We start from the raw sequence: 18675 nt of genomic DNA on the forward strand, positions 1-18675 counted from the left end.
GTAGTCATGGGAAGTAGGAGAGAGTAATGGCAAAAGAGGTCACAGAAAAGAACAAAAAAAATCCTGAACTAAAAGTTCAGGATTCTCTATTGATAACAAAATTTTACATTTATTTTACTTGATCTACAACAGCTTTGAACGCTTCAGGGTGGTTCATTGCTAAATCAGCAAGAACTTTTCTGTTTAGTTCAATGTTGTTCTTTTTAAGAGCTCCCATAAATTGAGAGTATGACATCCCGTGCTCTCTCGCTCCAGCGTTAATTCTGGTAATCCAAAGGGCTCTGAAATTTCTTTTCTTCTCTTTTCTACCACGGTAAGCGTATTGCATCGCTTTTTCCACGGCGTTTTTAGCGACTGTCCAAACGTTTTTTCTTCTACCGAAAAAACCTTTAGCCAGTTTCATCACTTTTTTTCTGCGGGCTCTAGAAGCCACGGCGTTTACTGATCTTGGCATAATTAAATTGTTGTTTTTTTGAAAAGGGCGGCAAACTATTTCATTGCGCTTATTTGCTCCGTTTCAGGGTTAAAATTTTGAATTGGATAATTCTTATAAACCTAAAAAGGGTTATATAAAAACTACTTAATGGCTAATTGACGTTTCACGCTTTTCTCATCCACAGACGCAACATAAGACGTTTGCGTAAGATTTCTCTTTTGCTTCGTTTCTTTTTTTGTTAAGATGTGGCTTTTGTAAGCATTCTTTCTTTTGATCTTTCCGGTTCCGGTAAGAGCAAAACGCTTCTTAGCACCTGATTTCGTTTTTAATTTTGGCATTTGCTTAGTATTTGTTGTTATCAATATTGAGTTTGCAAAATTACGAAATATTTTGATACCACTGGCGATACCATGGGAAAAAGAGACCTCGAATCGAAATCTCTTTGTTTGCCCTTTCGTAATTAAGAAGATTTATTTGGCAGGTTTCTTAGGACTCATCATCATAATCATCCGTTTTCCTTCTAATTTAGGCATCTGGTCTACTTTTCCCACGTGCTCTAAATCTTGGGCCAAACGAAGAAGAAGAATTTCTCCTTGGTCTTTGTGAATGATGGAACGTCCTTTGAAAAATACGTAGGTTTTTAATTTAGAACCTTCTTCTAAAAACTTCTCAGCATGTTTCTTTTTGAACTCGTAATCGTGCTCGTCGGTTTGAGGTCCAAAACGGACTTCTTTCACAGTCACTTTTACCTGCTTCGCTTTTAGTTCTTTTTGTTTCTTTTTTTGTTCGTAGAGAAACTTTTTGTATTCTAATATTCGGGCAATGAACGGTTCTTGTTTGTCGGAGATGACCACCAAGTCGAGTTCGAGTTCTCTAGCCATGGCCTGAGCCTTCGCTAGAGGATATACTCCCGGTTCTACGTTTTCGCCCACTAAACGAACTTCCCTTGCGCGGATCTTGTCGTTAATCTGGTGAGCGTCCTCTTGGGGACGTCTCTGTGGGCCTCTACCTCTGTAATGAAATTTCTGTGCTATTGTAGTAAATTTTAAGTTATATTCTATTTTTGTGAACCAAAGCGCTTAGGCTTTCTGTCCAAATTCAGCATTAAATTCAGCTGCTTTTTTAAAGTAATTGATGAACTCTTCCACCGTCATAGTTCCAAGGTCTCCTTCGCCACGACGACGAACAGAAACGGTTCCTGCTTGGGCTTCGCTTTCCCCTACGACGAGCATAAAAGGTTGCTTCGCGAGTTCCGCATCACGTATCTTTTTGCCTGTCTTTTCGTTTCGTTTGTCAATTAGGCCGCTAATATCGTGATTTTCTAGTAATTGTGAAACTTTTTCTGCATATTCCACGTATTTTTCTGAGATTGGAAGCAGAATGAATTGGTCTGGAGAAAGCCACAGTGGGAAGTCTCCTGCCGTATTTTCGAGTAGAATGGCGATGAATCTTTCCATGGATCCGAAAGGAGCACGGTGAATCATCACCGGTCTGTGTTTCTCGCCGTCGTTTCCAATGTAAGTTAGATCAAAACGTTCCGGAAGGTTGTAATCCACCTGGATGGTTCCTAACTGCCAGCGTCTACCTAGAGCATCCTTTACCATGAAGTCAAGCTTCGGTCCGTAAAAGGCGGCTTCTCCGTATTCCACTACGGTGGTCAAGTTTTTATTTTTAGCCGCAGTGATAATCGCGGTTTCTGCTTTTTCCCAGTTTTCATCGGATCCGATGTACTTTTCTTTGTTCTCAGGATCGCGAAGCGAGACCTGAGTTACAAAATCTTCAAACCCTAAGTTTTTAAACACGTACATCACAAGATCAATCACGCCTTCAAATTCGGTTAAAAGTTGATCCGGTGTACAGAATAAGTGAGCATCGTCCTGAGTAAATCCTCTTACTCTTGTAAGCCCGTGAAGCTCGCCACTTTGTTCGTAGCGGTATACGGTTCCAAACTCTGCAAAACGTTTGGGTAAATCTCTGTACGACCATTGGCCTACCTTGTATATTTCGCAGTGGTGAGGGCAGTTCATTGGTTTGAGCATGAACTCTTCTCCCTCGTTTGGAGTTTTAATGGTTTGGAAACTGTCCGCCCCGTATTTCTGAAAGTGACCTGAGGTTTTGTAGAGTTCTACATTCCCAATATGAGGTGTCATGACAAACTCATAGCCTGCCTTTTTTTGAGCCTCAGAAAGGAAGTTTTCTAATTTTTTGCGAAGCGCGGCCCCTTTAGGTAGCCATAGAGGAAGACCTGCACCTACTTTTTCAGAGAAGGCAAAGATGCCTAGTTCTTTCCCAAGTTTTCTGTGGTCTCTTCTTTTGGCTTCCTCTAAACGCTCAAGATACTCCGTAAGTTCTTTTTGTTTCGGGAAGGAAATCCCATAGACGCGGGTAAGCTGAGGATTCTTTTCGTCTCCTCTCCAATAGGCACCCGCTGCATTAAGAACCTTCACCGCTTTCACAATGCCTGTGGAGGGGATGTGTCCCCCACGACAAAGGTCTGTGAAATCCGCATGGGTTACAAAGGTAATTTCTCCGTCGTTTAGATTGGAGATTAATTCGGTTTTGAAAGGGTTGTCAGCGTAGGCTTCTAAAGCCTCTGCTTTTGAAACTGCGTAGAGTTTGAAAGTAGAATTCTGCTTGGCATTTTCAAGCATTTTCTTTTCAATTTTTTCAAAGTCTTTTTCGCTTAAAACTTCTTCTCCAAAGTCTACGTCGTAATAGAATCCATTCTCGATCGCAGGTCCAATGGTAAGTTTCGCTTCCGGATAAAAAGCAAGAATGGCTTGAGCCAGTAAGTGGGCGGAAGAATGCCAAAAGGCTTTCTTTCCCATGGGATCATTCCAGGTTAAAAGCTGAACCGTAGAATCCGTCGTGATTGGGGTAGAGACTTCTACCTGCTGACCGTTTACGATCGCAGAAATAGTGTTTCTAGCCAGTCCTTCGCTGATGGACTTTGCAATCTCGAGGGGAGTAACTTTACTCTCAAATTCTTTTAGGCTTCCGTCTGGAAGTGTGATTTTAACCATGTTCTCGCTTGAAATTAAATTATAAGCTGCAAAAATACGGATTTTCTGCTAATTCTTTCGAATTAGAACCGTGAATTCTAAAGGATCAAGGACCCACTCCGATCCCTTGGTCCCCGTCGCTCGAGCAGATAGAGTTTGAAAATGCAATTCAAACTTGTAATCTGCTAAAGAAAACTCGCTACTGATGGGTCCCGAGGAGATGGTACCTCCCTGATTTTTATAGGGCTGGGCCAAATTTTGTAGAGTAGGGAGAAGATCCTTAGAAACCGTTTTTCCGTTTTCTAACTTTAGAGTAAATAGTAGAGAAGGACTGTTTGCATACGGACTGTAGGAAATATCCAATTGATCCCTGTCTAAAGGAAGACTAACCTGTGTGGGAACCTTAAAAGAATAGGCGTAGTCAAATCCACTCGTCTTTACGAGCTGAGATTCAATATCGAGGGTAAAGCTCTTTTCTAGATCGTTAGGCTTTGTATTCGAAACATTCGTGAATTGATGCTTAAGTTTTGATTTGAAGTTCCAGTATTGACTTTCGGCGACTTCGGGACTTAAAATTTCAATCTGTTTCTTCGGAACCCATTTAGACACAGACGCCCACTCACCCCGCTGCGCTAAGAAATAGAATTTGTCTGCGATGCTTTCACTCTGCGTATCCGAAATTTTGTGATCAAACTGAATCTTGCCCTCTTTTAAGACCTTCGCTTCAGACAATTCCTTTTCAAGTTCGGATATCTGACTTCGTTTGGCACTTGAAAAAGCATTTAGATACGGCATAAATAGGGCGAAAGCTCCAAAGGCAAAAAGGGAAAGTGGAATGAATTTAATCGAGGCATTTTCCTTTATGCAAAAATACCCAACCACGCTGGTAAGCCAAAGGGAGAGAATCAAAAGGAAATACCGAGGTTCTGTGTATCCGTATTCTAGAATTCTGGTAAAAAGGGCTACGAAAAGAAGAACTAAGAGTGGAATTAACGAGAAGTAAAAGATACGACTGAAAATTTTCACCCAGGACTTTGCTAGGTCGTTCTTTAAGGGATGCACGAGAAGCAAAGCGAGTTGTCCTACACAAGCATAAATTAAGATGAGATACGACACCCATCCTCTAGGAAGTTCCCACTGAATTAAAATTTTTGAGGCGTAGAGATACAGAATCATCACATAAATCAGGAGAAGAGGAATTAATATAAGTTGAGTAAAGAATTTGAGAGCGGGAGGGTAAGGGGTCGGTTTTTCCAGCTCCTGAATTCCTCCAGAACCAAATAGAAGGAAGATAAAGGTACTTCCGGTAATCGATAGAAAAAGGAAGATCTTAGGGTAGAGCGAGTCATCAAAGTTCAGCTCAAAGAGTTTGTCAACAGACAAAATCGCGAGCATCACCCCACCGACCAAAACAAAAGTAAATACCCCCGTTAAAAAGACATTTAAAAAAAGTTGTTTGTTGTAAAACCAAAAGGATTTAGACTCCTTTTCTTGAAGGTAAGCCACAAACGATACTAGCAAATGAGAAAGTAGAAAAAGTCCGGCTAAAAGAAAAGCATCGGGAGGACCAAATTCTTTCTCTGTTTTCGGGAGAAATAAGTAGAGACCCACCAGAGTTAAAAAGCCAATGCTGTAGAGCAAAACTTTCTTAGAATAGCGTTCTGCAGCCATTTTTAAAGCGAAAAACAAGGAGATTCCTAGGCAGGCTACGAAGGCAAGCACCGTGTAAGAAAAGGCCCACGACTCTTTCTCGTTTTCAATAGCGACCACAGAGCTTATCCCTGCAATAAGCGACATGAGCAGAATCAGTGGACTGCTTCGAACCAGATCTTTTGCATGGAAGAACAGCATTTGAAATTTTGTGTTCATTTTTATTCGATTTAGAAGTTTCGGAGATTAGCTTAGAAATGAAATTCTTTAAAGACGGGTGTTTGAGACTTTGAAACAAGAGACGCTATTTTCCTTTGGAGCCTTTTTCTTTTTTCTCTTTTTTGCCTTTCTTTTTAGAGGGCTTTGAGTCGCTTTTTTTGCTCTTGCTCTTTTTCCCTTTTTTCTTATTGACTTTCTCTAGTCCAGAGACAAAAGCTGCGATTTGCTCCTCGTATTTTTTGCGAGGTGACTTTTTAACTGAAGCTTTTTGGGTCCCTTGGGTTTCCACTAGCGTAGATTCAGTAGGTGCAGCCTCCTTTGCAGGTTCCCTCGTACCCGAGACTGTAGTTCTTCCTAAAGAGGAGGAACTCGGGTTCATATATTCGCGGAGTGCCTCTAGAGACCCGTCAAAGAATTCCTTGGCAAGATTCTTCAGTTTCTCCTTTAGGTAGGTTTCTTTGTCCACTCTTGCGATGTAGCGAAAGATTCGACCTTCCTTCTCTGTTCGCAAATAATCCTTTTCAATTAAAATCTTAAGGTAAGTCGAGACGGTGTTTTGATGAGACTTGGGCTCGGGAAGAGCCTCCATGATATCGCGAAGATAAGGACTCTCAAGAGGCCAAATTACGTGCATGAGCTGCTCTTCCGCAGTGGTAAGTGGACTTAATTTCATAGGGGCAATACGGATTGGGTTTGAATGTGAAAATAAAGATAGCAAATACTAACCACAAGGGCAATGCCTGAGCCAAAGAGCACTTCTTTTACGCTATGTCGTTTTAAAACGACACGGCTAACGCCGACTAGAGCCGCTAGGCCTAGCCAGGCGATTCCCACCACAGGGTTTATCGTAAAAAACAAAGCCGCAGCAAAGACATTAAAAGCGGTATGCATCGAGCTCTTGATCCAATAATTACTAATTTGCATCAGGAGCATGAGAACGAGAAGAAAAACCATGACTAGGTCGAGAGATCCAAATAGAAAATACGTCACGATCAAATAGGTGAGAAGGGCAAGTAAGAGAAACACATAAAGGCTTTTTCTTTGCAGTCGATTTGAGACGTCCATATTGGAGTAGCGACCCGTTTTTACGTTCCATACAATCCAAGCCGTCACGGGAAGAATTAAAAGACCAAGAATCGGTGAGAATTGCTTTATCGCCTCTTGCCATGTTAAAAACTGAGTCGCGAAATAAATAAAATAAAGTACTAACGAGGTTAGGGGGTTAAATAGATTCGAAATCCATTTTGCGGCATAGATCCACCAAGGCTCCGTTTTTTTAGGGGAAGAAGTCATTCTCATATTTGTAAAATCAAATTTAAACTATTTTCTTTAGATTGAAAATGCCTTTTTTAAGTTCACTCCTTACAAAGACCAAGTATTTTTCTTATTTTTGCCTCATATTTTCAATTACAATGAACGAATTTTCTAAAGAAGTTTACCTTAAGTGGTACTCCGATATGACGATGTGGAGACGGTTTGAAGACAAATGCCGCTCTTTATACTTAAAGCAAAAAATCAGAGGATTTTTACACTTGTACAACGGACAGGAAGCAATTCCTGCAGGGTTTACCCATGCCATGGACTTAACTAAGGACAGCATGATTACCGCCTACCGTTGTCACATTCACCCTATGGCTATGGGCGTAGATCCAAAAAGAATCCTTGCGGAACTTTGTGGAAAAGCGACGGGGACTTCAGGAGGAATGGGTGGATCTATGCACATCTTTAGCAAAGAGCACCGTTTTTACGGAGGACACGGGATTGTAGGGGGCCAGATTCCTTTAGGAGCTGGAATTGCCTTTGCAGACAAATACTTTGACCGTAAGGCCGTGAACATTTGTTTCTTTGGAGACGGAGCTTCTAGACAAGGATCTCTTCATGAAACGTTCAACATGGCGATGAACTGGAAACTTCCGGTGGTATTCGTGGTGGAAAACAACCAATATGCAATGGGAACTTCTGTGAAACGTACTGCGAATCACGAAGACATCTTTAAATTAGGACTAGGGTATGAAATGCCTTGTTTAGCGGTCGATGCAATGGACCCAGAAAAAGTAGCGGAAGCGGCCTACGAAGCGATTGAAAGAGCGAGAAGAGGAGACGGACCTACTTTTATTGAAGCAAGAACTTACCGTTATAGAGGACACTCTATGTCGGATGCAGAACCTTACAGAACGAAAGAAGAAGTGGCTATGGCCAAAGAGGACGATCCTATCGAACTTATCAAACAAAGAATTCTTTCCAATGGATGGGCAAGCGAACAAGAACTTGAAGAGAAGGACAACGAAGCGCGCGCTTTTGTAGAAGAGTGCATCGAATTCATGGAGAATTCTCCTTATCCAGATCCAAACAAAGTATACGAATATGTATACGCGCAAGAGGATTACCCGTTCATTGATAAAATTGAAAATAACTAGAAATTAAGCGGATCTAAGAGTTGTAAAAGACCGCAACCTTTTTGAAAAGGCGGCCTCTTTTAAGAACTCTTTAAATCTTAAACAATACAAAGACTATGGCTGAAGTAATTACAATGCCGCGACTTTCGGATACAATGACGGAGGGTACGGTTGCAAAATGGCACAAGAAGGTAGGAGATGCGGTAAAGGAAGGAGATATTTTAGCAGAAATTGAAACCGACAAAGCGGTGCAAGATTTTGAAGCAGAAATGGACGGAACCTTACTTTATGTAGGAGTTGCAGAGGGAGGTGCAGCCCCTGTGGATGCTATACTTGCCATTGTGGGAAAAGAGGGAGAAGACATTTCTTCTTTGAAAGCAGGTGGAAGCGAAGCTTCGTCAAGCGAGGCCCCGAAAGAGGAATCAAAAACCCAGGAGCCAAAAAATGAAGAAGCGAAAGTTTCTGCGCCCGCAGAACTTCCAAAGGGCGTAGAAATCATCACCATGCCGAGACTTTCCGATACGATGTCGGAAGGGACTGTGGCAAAATGGAATAAAAACGTAGGCGATGCGGTAAAAGAAGGAGATCTTCTTGCCGAAATTGAAACCGACAAAGCCGTTCAGGATTTTGAATCGGAGTTTGACGGAGCCTTATTATACCAAGGAGTAGCCGAGGGAGAAGCTTCTCCTGTGGACAGCATCCTTGCCATCATTGGCCCTGCCGGAACAGACGTTTCGGGTATCGTGGCTTCTGGAGGTGTGAAAAGTGAACCTGCAAAAGAAGAGAAGCCTCAGGCTTCCACAGAAGCAAAAGAAGAACCTGCAAAAGCAGAAACTTCAAGTAGCGAACGCACTTCGAATAGTTCTACCGATCGAATTGCGGTGTCTCCACTGGCTAAGAAAATGGCTAAAGACAAAGGCATTTCTCTCTCCGAAGTTAAAGGAAGCGGAGAAAACGGTCGCATTGTAAAGAAAGACATCGAAGAATTTGTTCCTTCCAGCGCAAAAGCAGAAAGTGCAGCGGCGCCACAAGCAGCAGCAGCTCCTGCCATGCAGTTTACCCAAGGGGAAACCACCGAGACTAAAAATTCACCGGTTCGTAGCATTATCGCGAAAAGACTTGCGGAGAGCAAATTCACCGCTCCCCATTACTATCTGATCGTAGACATTAATATGGACAAAGCGATTGCAGCTCGTAAAGAAATCAACTCCTTGCCAGATACGAAAGTTTCTTTCAACGATATGATTATTAAAGCCACTGCAATGGCGCTAAGAAAACATCCTCAAGTAAATTCGACTTGGGCGACGGATAAAATCGTACACCACGGAAATATTAACGTGGGAGTGGCCGTAGCCGTTCCAGACGGACTGGTTGTACCGGTTCTTAAGAACGCGGACCAAATGAACTACACGCAGATTTCTTCTTCTGTGAAAGACATGGCCGGTCGCGCAAGAAACAAAGGACTTAAAGCAAACGAAATGGAAGGTTCTACCTTCTCTATTTCGAACTTAGGAATGTTTGGAATTGATACCTTTACTTCCATTATCAACCAACCGAATTCTGCGATTCTTTCTGTAGGAGCGATTGTGGAAAAACCGATTGTAAAAGACGGACAAATCGTCGTAGGAAACATGATGAAACTTTCCCTTGCATGCGACCATAGAGTGGTCGATGGAGCGACGGGAGCCGAGTTCCTTCAAACCCTAAGACAGTATTTAGAACAACCGATGTCCATCTTACTTTAAGGCAAGATTCGATAAGGAGAAAATAGAAAACCCTTTTAGAGCACAGATTCTAAAAGGGTTTTTTCTTTAATTGAAAAATTAGTGATATTTTTGACCCATGATCAAAGCGAGAAACATTCACAAATCCTACGGGGATTTAGAGGTCCTAAAAGGAGTGGACCTTCACATCAAAAAAGCAGAAGTCGTTTCCATTGTAGGGGAGTCCGGCGCCGGAAAATCTACCTTACTGCAAATTTTAGGGACTCTGGATGCATCTACCAATCCCAAAGGCTTTGATACAGAAATCACCATTGACGGGCAGTCGTTCATTTCCATGAACGACAAAGAGCTTAGTCGATTTCGAAACGAGAACATTGGGTTCGTGTTTCAGTACCATCAGTTACTTCCTGAATTTAGCGCATTAGAAAATGTTCTTTTGCCTACTCGAATCTGTGGGAAAAACGAAAAAGAAAGTCTTCAAAAAGCCTATCAACTCTTCGAGGAGCTCAATATTATTGACCGAATTCACCACAAGCCGAACCAAATGTCCGGAGGGGAGGCGCAAAGAGCCGCCGTCGCAAGAGCCCTTATAAATTCTCCTAAGATCATCTACGCCGATGAACCCACTGGAAATTTAGATTCTAAAAACGCAGACGATTTGCATCAACTCTTTTTTGATTTAAGAGACCGTTACAAACAAACCTTTGTCATTGTCACGCACAATCCCAATTTGGCTGACATTACAGACCGTAAACTCGTAATGAAAGACGGGATGATTCTTTAGCCCCGAAGTCTTTGGTAAAATCAGAGTTTTATTACGATATTATTCGTAATTTTGCGCCGTTAAATTTTCGCTAGGTACGAAAGCCTGTTTTGCAGGTTTTTTGTCTCTTTGCTTGAGGGCAAAGGAAGTTGAAAATGCAAGAGAACTTAAGTTATTCAAGATTTAAATAACAGATTAAACATGATTCCAAATTTTAAGGCGCATCCATGGCACGGAATATCCGCAGGAGAGAACTCTCCGAATGTTGTGAATGTTTTCATTGAAATTGTGCCCAGTGACACAATTAAGTACGAGATTGACAAACAAAGCGGATTTTTAAAGGTAGACCGACCGCAACAATTTTCAAATATTATCCCAGCTCTATACGGTTTCATTCCTAGGACTTACTGTCACGACGAAGTGAAAAACCTTGCGATCGCCAATGGATCGACAGACGTAGCGGAGGGAGATTTAGATCCCCTGGATATCTGCGTTCTTTCTTCTCACAATATTTTGTCAGGAGGACTCTTAATGGAAGCGATTCCGATCGGAGGATTTAAAATGATTGACAAAGGAGAAGCAGACGATAAAATTGTAGCCGTTATGGTAGGTGACCACGCTTTTGGGCATTTCAGAGATATTTCTGAGCTTCCCCAAGCGGAAGTGAGAAGATTAAAACACTATTTTCTTACGTACAAAAATCTTCCGGACGAACCTGCAAAATGTAGAATCGACGATGTCTACGGAGCAGAGCATGCCAAGGAAGTGATCGAAGCTTCTAAAAGAGATTACGCCAATAAATTTGGTGGATAGAGGGGGCTATAAATAGACTCATTAATGAATAATAAGGGCAGAATTCCACAGGAATTCTGCTTTTTTTATAAGTATTTCGGGTGGGAGTGATACAGCGGCTGAGATTTTTCCTATATTTAACTCTTATTAACAAAATATTTTTCTATGGATTTATTCATTTTAGTTCCCCTATTAGGGCTCGTCGCGTTGGTGTATACCTTCTTGCAGAGTCGATGGGTGAGTAAGCAAGACGCCGGTAATGAGAGGATGCGTCTAATTAGTGGCCACATTGCCGATGGGGCCATGGCCTTCCTTAAGGCAGAATACCGCGTTATGGGGTATTTTGTAATCATCGTAGCCGTTCTTTTGGCCCTGATGGGCCTAAGCCACGAAAAATCGCATTGGAGCATTGGACTTTCCTTTGTGGCAGGGGCTATTTTTAGTGCCGCTGCCGGTTTCATCGGAATGAAAATCGCGACCAAAGCCAACGTTCGAACGGCCGAGGCTGCAAAAACGTCTCTTTCCAAAGCCCTTAAGGTTTCCTTTGCAGGAGGCTCTGTGATGGGAATGGGAGTGGCAGGACTTGCCGTTTTAGGACTGGGTGCCCTTTATTTAATCATCAAACAAATTTTTGCTCCTGGAGCGGCGACCGACTCTGTGGAGATGGAGCGCACGCTGGAGATCCTGATGGGATTCTCACTTGGAGCGGAATCCATTGCCCTGTTCGCAAGAGTAGGAGGTGGAATCTATACCAAGGCAGCCGACGTGGGCGCTGACCTTGTGGGGAAAGTAGAAGCGGGAATTCCAGAGGATGACCCTAGAAACCCAGCCACCATTGCGGATAACGTTGGAGACAACGTTGGAGACGTAGCCGGTATGGGCGCGGATTTATTCGGTTCTTACGTAGCCACCGTGCTCGCCACGATGGTTCTCGGTAGAGAAACCCTTTCGAATGACAATTTTGGAGGATTTGCTCCTATCTTACTTCCGATGATGATTGCAGGCATCGGAATCGTGTTCTCCATCGTGGGAACTCTGTTTGTGAAAATCAATGACGACGGAGAAGAAACCACGAGCAAAGTTCAAAATGCACTTAATTTTGGAAACTGGGGCAGTATCATTTTAACCGCCATAGTGACTTATTTCTTAACTCAATACCTTCTTCCGGACACGATGGAGCTTCGAGGCTTTGTCTTTACCAAAATGGGCGTCTTTGGAGCTGTAATGGTAGGGTTAATCGTAGGGACTCTCATGAGTATCATCACGGAATATTATACCGCCATGGGCAAAAGACCGGTCAAAAGCATTGTGAAGCAATCTTCGACAGGACACGCCACCAACATTATTGGAGGTCTGGCCATTGGAATGGAATCCACACTACTTCCTATCTTAGTATTAGCAGGAGGAATCTGGGGTTCTTACCTATGCGCAGGACTCTACGGAGTTGCTATTGCAGCCGCAGGGATGATGGCCACCACGGCCATGCAACTTGCGATTGATGCCTTTGGTCCCATTGCAGACAACGCAGGAGGAATTGCAGAAATGAGTGAACTTCCAAAAGAAGTAAGACAAAGAACCGACATTTTAGATGCGGTCGGAAACACCACGGCTGCAAGCGGAAAAGGATTTGCGATTGCATCGGCTGCTTTAACCGCGCTTGCCCTCTTTGCTGCCTTTGTCGGAATTGCAGGAATTGATGGGATTAACATCTACAAAGCAGACGTCCTTGCAGGGCTCTTAATTGGAGCAATGATTCCGTTTATTTTCTCTTCTCTTGCCATTACCGCGGTAGGGCAAGCGGCCATGGCCATGGTGGAGGAAGTAAGAAGACAGTTCAGAGAAATTCCAGGAATTTTGGAAGGAACAGCAGAACCGGAATATGAAAAATGCGTTGCGATTTCTACGGACGCTTCCATTCGTAAAATGCTTTTACCTGGAGCTGTGGCGCTTATTTCGCCAATCTTGGTCGGGTTTATTTTCGGCCCTGAAGTTTTAGGAGGATTCTTAGCAGGAGCCACCGTAAGTGGAGTGCTTATGGGAATGTTCCAAAACAACGCGGGAGGTGCTTGGGACAACGCTAAGAAATCCTTTGAATCCGGAGTGGATATAAACGGAGAAATGCATTACAAAGGATCTGATCCTCACAAAGCCTCTGTCACAGGAGATACCGTTGGGGATCCCTTCAAAGATACTTCGGGACCTTCTATGAACATCCTTATTAAACTCATGAGTATTGTTTCTCTTGTGATTGCGCCTACACTATCCTCGGTGCACCATGAAAAGATTGAAAAAGAAAGAATGGAAAGTCTAAATCGTCTTACGCTTGCGAGCGGAGCGGTTTTACCTTCTGATCTCGCATTTGGAGACGCGCAAGCGGAGGCTCCTCAGAGTTTAGGAGAACTAAATGCCGACGGAGAGTTTGTCTATGATCTGGGAGAAATGAAAGAAATTAAACTTTCTAACGGAGAGACCGTTCAACTGAGATCCTTTAGTCAAATGAATTACTTGTACCAGCGTCATGAAAAGAAAGACAAGACTCTATTAAATGAGAACGAGTGGTTCACTGTGGAGAATTTGCATTTTGTCTCAGGGAGCAGCGATCTTTTACCAGGATCACAAGACAACCTTTCGGCACTAGCCAAAATCCTTAAAGCAAATCCTTCAATGAAAATTAAAATTGGCGGGTATACGGATAACACAGGGAACGAAACCAATAACAAAAACTTATCGGAACTTCGCGCCCAAAACGTAAAACTTAAGTTATTAGAACTTGGAATACCGGCTGCGAACTTAGAAGCGGAAGGATACGGATCTCTTCATCCTATGTGTCCTGAAAACGACACTGACGAGTGCAGGGCTCTAAACCGTCGTATTGATGTAAGAGTCTTAGAACTCTAACAAAGAGCATTCAAACGAATTACCAATTGAAAAGCCGTCCCTTAATTCTGGGACGGCTTTTCTCTTTTGGTTAGGATACGCCTTATTGGATTGTATCGAATACGATTTAAAAAAAAACGAAATAAATTGAAATGGATAGGTATACTCACGGCTATTTAGCAAATAAGCTTTTTGGATATCCTTAAATAGGTACCTGTAGCTTAATTCACAATTTAAGATTCATTTAAGCCCTCATGCTCGTTCTGATCTTCTGCTGCATCGTCATCGTTATTTTTCCTCTCATACTCTTCTAAGAGAACTAGAGCCTTTTCTAAATCCTCGCGCCTGATTTTTAGCTCGGTACCGCCAATGGTACTATTGAAGACGGGATAGACAGTGGAGATGAAATTATTGTTGATAAAGCAAGGGACCTGATGGAATTCAAGGAAAGAAGCCACAAGCCAGGCTTCGCTTTCCGTGTTGTATGTTTTTAAAGTGAGTAGTTCCATATCTTTTTTTTCTTAAAAATACTTTTTTTCTAACAAATAGAAAAAAAGGGCTCTTTGGAATTCATTCGAATCTCAAAGATTCTTTATGATTCCAGGACTATAAAAGAGAGAATCGGAAAGGCACTGGGTCTTAAAGACGGGGCTATTTCCAAAAACTGCACTTCCCTTTGCTTAAATTCAAGAAGCGACTTGTACCCAAAAAGAGGAGGGACTCTGGAGATGAATTTGCCCTTTAGAAAGTTCGCAATAACTTTGACAAAGTTTGTTTTATTGCCAGAAAATTCTCTATTTTTGAAGAATGGAAAATTTCATCGTATCCGCCCGTAAATACCGCCCACTAGAGTTTGATACTGTAGTCGGACAGTCGCACGTGACCGATACTTTGGAGCACGCGGTGGAAACCAACCAAATGCCTCAGGCACTGCTTTTCTGCGGACCTAGAGGAGTCGGAAAGACCACGTGCGCAAGAATCCTAGCTCGAAAAATCAATGAAAAGGACGGCTCGGTCTCCCAAGACGGATTCGCCTACAATATTCATGAATTGGATGCCGCTTCCAATAACTCAGTAGACGGCATTCGAGAACTCACGGATCAGGTACGCTACGCTCCCCAAGTAGGGAAATACAAAGTGTATATTATTGACGAGGTGCACATGCTTTCACAAGCGGCGTTCAATGCGTTTTTGAAAACGCTTGAAGAACCGCCTGCGCACGCCATTTTCATTTTAGCCACGACCGAAAAACATAAGATCATCCCTACGATCTTATCCCGTTGCCAGATTTACGATTTTAAGAGAATTACGATTGAAGACATCCAATCGCATTTAAAAGGCATTGCAGAGAAAGAAAACGTTTCCTACGAAGAAGACGCTCTTTATTTAATCGCTCAAAAAGCAGACGGAGCCCTACGAGATGCCCTTTCTATTTTTGATAGACTAACGACGTTTTCTCAAGGAAATATTACCCTGGAGAAAGCCGCGGAAATTCTGAACATTTTAGATTACGATCAATATTTGAAAATAGCGGAACTTGCCCATACCGGAGAAATTCCAGGGGTACTAGCACGCTTTGATCAGATTGTGAAAAAAGGATTTGATCCGCATATTTTCATTGCAGGTCTGGGAAGTCATTTCCGGGATCTTATGATGTCGCAGTCTGCGAGTACTTTAAATCTTATTGAACTAGGAGAGGCCACCAAGGCAAAATATGCGAAACAAAGCAAGGATTGGAGCGCTTCTGAGCTGATCGAAGGAATTGAAATTTGCAACCATGCCGATCTCAATTATAAGAACTCCAAGAACCCACGGCTCACCGTGGAAATAGCCCTCATGCAGCTTTGCTCTTTGCAAGGTGCCGAGGCTCTTAAAAAAAAAAATTCCTAATTCTTCCCCCGCTTCTCTTTAAAGAAGGGGAGACTCAGAATTCAAATTCATCAAAAGACAGCTTCGAGAAGAAGGAGTCTCTATTGACGCCTAAAGTACCGGTGCCTGAAAAGGCTTCTGCTACAGAGCCTATCTCAACTCAGACGATAGAAAAGAAGCCTGAGGCGAGCATCGAAATTCCGGAAACCAGCGTTAAGAGTCCTGAACCTACAGTCAAAATCCCTGCAACCACCAAGCCTTTATTGCAAGGCAAGAAATTAGCTTCTCGATTTAGCATTGAAGAGGCGCTAGATCCTAAGCAGGAGGTAAAGCAGAGCGAAGCGCTCGTGATAGAAGAGGAGCTCCCTACAAATCACTTTTCTCAAAGTGACGTGGATACCCACTGGGCTACATTCTTACTTCAATTAAAGAAAAAAGACAATCTCATTTACAATGCCATTGCAGGATTTCGTTTGGTGAAAACGGGCGAGGATACGATTGTCGTGCACCATGCATCGCAAACAGCAAGAGCTGAATTTGAGCGCATTCAAGGCGACTTTTTCGGACCTTTTAAAAAGCAAGTGCATCACCATAAAATAAAGGTGGAGTATCAAAGAGATAAGAAACTAAAGAAAGAAATCGTGACCAAGCGCACCCTTTTTGAAAAGATGGCCACGGAAAATCCAGTATTAAAAGAAATGGATGCCTATTTTAAATTCGATCTTTCTTAAATTTGAGGCTCAAATCTCAAAAGAATCAAGCAAACATTCAAACTATTTACAAATAAAAAGGGGAGATCCCCCAGGAGGAAAGGACGATTATGGAGTTACAAAATTTAAAAAACGAGTGGATCTCAGAGTTTAATTCACCACTTATTATTGCAGGGCCTTGTAGTGCGGAGAGCGAATCCCAAATGCTAGAAGCAGCCGAAAGAATCAAAAAAGCAACCAACCAAGTTCCTGTCTTTAGAGCGGGAATATGGAAGCCTAGAACCAAACCGAATGGATTTGAGGGAGTCGGTGTGATCGGACTGAACTGGCTTAAAAAGGTGAAAGAAGAGTTTGGATTTAAGACCGCTACGGAAGTAGCCAACGCAGGGCACGTTCGCGCTGCATTAGAAGCGGATGTGGACATCCTATGGATTGGAGCAAGATCTACTGTCAATCCTTTTACGGTGCAGGAAATTGCAGAAGCATTAAAGGATACGAAAAAGCCTGTGCTTGTGAAAAATCCGGTGAACCCAGACCTCGCCCTTTGGATTGGAGCGATGGAAAGACTTTTAGGTCAAGGCATTGAAAACCTAGGCGCTATTCACAGAGGATTTTCAACATACCAGAAAACGAAATACCGAAACGTTCCGAACTGGCAAATTGCCCTTGATTTTAAAAATCAATTTCCAAACATTCCACTCATCGTGGACCCTTCCCATATTTGTGGAAACAGAACTGGACTTTCTTCCATTGCGCAAGAAGCACTTAACGTGGGCTACGCAGGAGCTATGATTGAAACGCATCCGTCTCCAGACGAAGCCTGGAGTGACGCAGCCCAGCAAATCACACCAGAAGTCTTGGCCGAGCTCATCTCAGGTCTTGAAATTAGAAATGCAGGCATCTCAGGCTATGAGGATGAACTTGGTTCTCATAGAACGCTTATATCGGATATTGATTTTCAATTGATTGAACTTCTTTCTCAGAGAATGAAAATTTCTGAGAAAATTGGTACGGTCAAGAAAGAAAACAACTTGGCTGTTTTCCAACCCGAGCGTTGGAAAGTAATTACCGATTATGCAGGACAAAAAGCGCAAGAAACCGGAATGAGTAAAGAATTTATTGAAAAGCTATTTAAAGCAATTCACGAAGAATCCGTGGAAGTGCAAAATAGTGTGATGACCACAAAACCGTAAACGACCACTTTTGAAAGGACTCATAATAAAATCCACAGGCAGTTGGTACCAAGTTTTGGACAAAGAAACCGGTATTATCTACGAGGCTAGAATTCGTGGAAAATTCAAGCTGATTAAAACTCGACTCACCAATCCCCTGGCCGTAGGGGATCGAGTGGAGTTCCAATTGGAAGCCGACGACATTGCCTGGATCACGCACATTGAGCCTCGAAAGAACTACCTCATTCGTAAATCCGTTAACCTATCGAAGGAGGCCCATATCATTGCCTCCAATATCGATATTGCTTGTTTTCTATTCACCGTAAAACATCCAGAGACTTCTCTTGGGTTTTTAGATCGTTTTCTCGCCTGCTGCGAAGCCTATTCTATTGAACCTCTTATTTTATTCAATAAAATGGACGTGCTCTCTGAGCAGGAAAAAGAAATTACAGAAGAGATTGGTTTTATGTATCAGAAGATCGGATACAAAACTTTAAGCATTTCTTCTTACTCTAAATTGAACTTAGAGGACTTAATGGAGGAGCTAAAAGACAAAACGTCTGTCTTTTTCGGCCATAGCGGCAGTGGAAAATCCACGCTTGTCAATGCAATGCAGCCGGATCTGAATTTAAAAACCTCTGAAATTTCATTGGTTCACTTAAAAGGGAAGCATACCACTACGTTTGCCCAGATGCATTTTTGGTCCTTTGGAGGGCAAGTTATCGATACGCCAGGCGTTAGAGAGTTTGGAATGATAAACGTAGAGAAAGAAGAACTTCAACATTATTTTCCTGAGATTTTCAAAACAGGAAGACAGTGTAAATTCCATAACTGTTTGCACCTCAATGAACCCAAATGCAAAGTGCTCGAGGCCATCGAAGAGGGTGAGATTGAGGAGTCTCGTTATATCACGTATTTAAAGCTGATGGAGGAGGCCGATGAGCAAGGTTATTAAAACAAAAAACCCAGCCGAAGCTGGGTAAAAACTAATAACCATGAAAACTCAAATTAAACATGAGAATCACAATTAGTATGATTCAATATCTGTGCCAAAAACGGTTCGCG

Annotated in this window: 17 protein-coding genes; 9 read left to right on the forward strand and 8 right to left on the reverse strand. The window is 42.5% G+C overall.

The features are described 5' to 3' along the window. Positions 1–109: 109 nt before the first annotated feature. The 7 genes from rplT to ACX3PU_RS05790 all read right to left on the reverse strand — a co-directional run bounded on the left by rplT (position 110) and on the right by ACX3PU_RS05790 (position 6606). Positions 110–454, reverse strand: coding sequence for a 50S ribosomal protein L20 (gene rplT, locus ACX3PU_RS05760; protein ID WP_194739238.1), 345 nt, complete (start codon positions 452–454; stop codon positions 110–112). A 122-nt stretch (positions 455–576) separates the two neighbouring features. Beyond that, positions 577–774, reverse strand: coding sequence for a 50S ribosomal protein L35 (rpmI, locus tag ACX3PU_RS05765; protein WP_459083978.1), 198 nt, complete (start codon positions 772–774; stop codon positions 577–579). Between the two features lie 132 nt (positions 775–906). After that, positions 907–1470 carry a translation initiation factor IF-3 gene (gene infC, locus ACX3PU_RS05770; RefSeq protein WP_459084016.1) on the reverse strand — a complete coding sequence of 188 codons (564 nt, stop codon included), beginning with the start codon at positions 1468–1470 and terminating at the stop codon, positions 907–909. A 45-nt stretch (positions 1471–1515) separates the two neighbouring features. After that, a complete protein-coding gene (gene thrS, locus ACX3PU_RS05775; protein WP_459083979.1) occupies positions 1516–3459 on the reverse strand; it encodes a threonine--tRNA ligase in 1944 nt (647 codons plus the stop codon). Between the two features lie 48 nt (positions 3460–3507). Then, entirely contained in the window at positions 3508–5307 is a 1800-nt protein-coding gene (locus ACX3PU_RS05780) for a DUF4153 domain-containing protein (RefSeq protein ID WP_459083980.1), read from the reverse strand. 85 nt (positions 5308–5392) lie between these two features. After that, positions 5393–5980: a BlaI/MecI/CopY family transcriptional regulator gene (locus tag ACX3PU_RS05785; RefSeq protein ID WP_459083981.1), complete on the reverse strand. Its 588-nt coding sequence runs from the start codon at positions 5978–5980 to the stop codon at positions 5393–5395. Further along, the gene (locus tag ACX3PU_RS05790) at positions 5977–6606 is read right to left on the reverse strand and encodes a phosphatase PAP2 family protein (protein WP_459083982.1); all 630 of its coding nucleotides are present in this window, start codon (positions 6604–6606) and stop codon (positions 5977–5979) included. Before ACX3PU_RS05790 ends, ACX3PU_RS05785 begins: the two co-directional genes overlap by 4 nt. A gap of 113 nt (positions 6607–6719) precedes the next feature. Between ACX3PU_RS05790 and pdhA the strand changes: the two genes are divergently transcribed. From pdhA to ACX3PU_RS05815, 5 genes are all read left to right on the forward strand, one after another. Beyond that, positions 6720–7724 carry a pyruvate dehydrogenase (acetyl-transferring) E1 component subunit alpha gene (pdhA, locus tag ACX3PU_RS05795; protein ID WP_459083983.1) on the forward strand — a complete coding sequence of 335 codons (1005 nt, stop codon included), beginning with the start codon at positions 6720–6722 and terminating at the stop codon, positions 7722–7724. Positions 7725–7819: 95 nt separating this feature from the next. Continuing rightward, positions 7820–9448: a pyruvate dehydrogenase complex dihydrolipoamide acetyltransferase gene (locus ACX3PU_RS05800; RefSeq protein WP_459083984.1), complete on the forward strand. Its 1629-nt coding sequence runs from the start codon at positions 7820–7822 to the stop codon at positions 9446–9448. Positions 9449–9545: 97 nt separating this feature from the next. Continuing rightward, a complete protein-coding gene (locus tag ACX3PU_RS05805) occupies positions 9546–10211 on the forward strand; it encodes an ABC transporter ATP-binding protein (RefSeq protein ID WP_459083985.1) in 666 nt (221 codons plus the stop codon). A 180-nt stretch (positions 10212–10391) separates the two neighbouring features. Continuing rightward, entirely contained in the window at positions 10392–11003 is a 612-nt protein-coding gene (locus ACX3PU_RS05810; RefSeq protein ID WP_459083986.1) for an inorganic pyrophosphatase, read from the forward strand. A 144-nt stretch (positions 11004–11147) separates the two neighbouring features. Then, the gene (locus tag ACX3PU_RS05815) at positions 11148–13880 is read left to right on the forward strand and encodes a sodium-translocating pyrophosphatase (RefSeq protein WP_459083987.1); all 2733 of its coding nucleotides are present in this window, start codon (positions 11148–11150) and stop codon (positions 13878–13880) included. Between the two features lie 212 nt (positions 13881–14092). On the opposite strand, the gene ACX3PU_RS05820 is transcribed toward ACX3PU_RS05815, so the two are convergent. Continuing rightward, positions 14093–14368, reverse strand: a complete 276-nt coding sequence (locus tag ACX3PU_RS05820) for a hypothetical protein (RefSeq protein ID WP_459083988.1) — start codon at positions 14366–14368, stop codon at positions 14093–14095. 298 nt (positions 14369–14666) lie between these two features. On the opposite strand from ACX3PU_RS05820, the gene dnaX reads away from it, so the two are divergent. The 4 genes from dnaX to rsgA all read left to right on the forward strand — a co-directional run bounded on the left by dnaX (position 14667) and on the right by rsgA (position 18565). Continuing rightward, positions 14667–15749: a DNA polymerase III subunit gamma/tau gene (gene dnaX / locus ACX3PU_RS05825; protein ID WP_459083989.1), complete on the forward strand. Its 1083-nt coding sequence runs from the start codon at positions 14667–14669 to the stop codon at positions 15747–15749. Between the two features lie 83 nt (positions 15750–15832). Continuing rightward, the gene (locus ACX3PU_RS05830; protein WP_459083990.1) at positions 15833–16459 is read left to right on the forward strand and encodes a hypothetical protein; all 627 of its coding nucleotides are present in this window, start codon (positions 15833–15835) and stop codon (positions 16457–16459) included. Between the two features lie 89 nt (positions 16460–16548). Next, the gene (locus ACX3PU_RS05835; RefSeq protein ID WP_459083992.1) at positions 16549–17631 is read left to right on the forward strand and encodes a chorismate mutase; all 1083 of its coding nucleotides are present in this window, start codon (positions 16549–16551) and stop codon (positions 17629–17631) included. A 10-nt stretch (positions 17632–17641) separates the two neighbouring features. Then, positions 17642–18565, forward strand: a complete 924-nt coding sequence (gene rsgA / locus ACX3PU_RS05840) for a ribosome small subunit-dependent GTPase A (protein WP_459083993.1) — start codon at positions 17642–17644, stop codon at positions 18563–18565. Positions 18566–18675 lie beyond the last annotated feature (110 nt).

The organism is Chryseobacterium sp. A301, assembly GCF_054489425.1.

Bases quoted from the DNA above. Each gene is read 5' to 3' on its own strand.
- ACX3PU_RS05790 (WP_459083982.1), bottom strand. From the start codon at position 6,606: ATGAGAATGACTTCTTCCCCTAAAAAAACGGAGCCTTGGTGGATCTAT.
- ACX3PU_RS05815 (WP_459083987.1), top strand. From the start codon at position 11,148: ATGGATTTATTCATTTTAGTTCCCCTATTAGGGCTCGTCGCGTTGGTG.
- ACX3PU_RS05785 (WP_459083981.1), bottom strand. From the start codon at position 5,980: ATGAAATTAAGTCCACTTACCACTGCGGAAGAGCAGCTCATGCACGTA.
- ACX3PU_RS05820 (WP_459083988.1), bottom strand. From the start codon at position 14,368: ATGGAACTACTCACTTTAAAAACATACAACACGGAAAGCGAAGCCTGG.
- rpmI (WP_459083978.1), bottom strand. From the start codon at position 774: ATGCCAAAATTAAAAACGAAATCAGGTGCTAAGAAGCGTTTTGCTCTT.
- ACX3PU_RS05805 (WP_459083985.1), top strand. From the start codon at position 9,546: ATGATCAAAGCGAGAAACATTCACAAATCCTACGGGGATTTAGAGGTC.
- dnaX (WP_459083989.1), top strand. From the start codon at position 14,667: ATGGAAAATTTCATCGTATCCGCCCGTAAATACCGCCCACTAGAGTTT.
- rplT (WP_194739238.1), bottom strand. From the start codon at position 454: ATGCCAAGATCAGTAAACGCCGTGGCTTCTAGAGCCCGCAGAAAAAAA.
- pdhA (WP_459083983.1), top strand. From the start codon at position 6,720: ATGAACGAATTTTCTAAAGAAGTTTACCTTAAGTGGTACTCCGATATG.
- ACX3PU_RS05800 (WP_459083984.1), top strand. From the start codon at position 7,820: ATGGCTGAAGTAATTACAATGCCGCGACTTTCGGATACAATGACGGAG.
- ACX3PU_RS05835 (WP_459083992.1), top strand. From the start codon at position 16,549: ATGGAGTTACAAAATTTAAAAAACGAGTGGATCTCAGAGTTTAATTCA.
- ACX3PU_RS05810 (WP_459083986.1), top strand. From the start codon at position 10,392: ATGATTCCAAATTTTAAGGCGCATCCATGGCACGGAATATCCGCAGGA.
- ACX3PU_RS05780 (WP_459083980.1), bottom strand. From the start codon at position 5,307: ATGAACACAAAATTTCAAATGCTGTTCTTCCATGCAAAAGATCTGGTT.
- thrS (WP_459083979.1), bottom strand. From the start codon at position 3,459: ATGGTTAAAATCACACTTCCAGACGGAAGCCTAAAAGAATTTGAGAGT.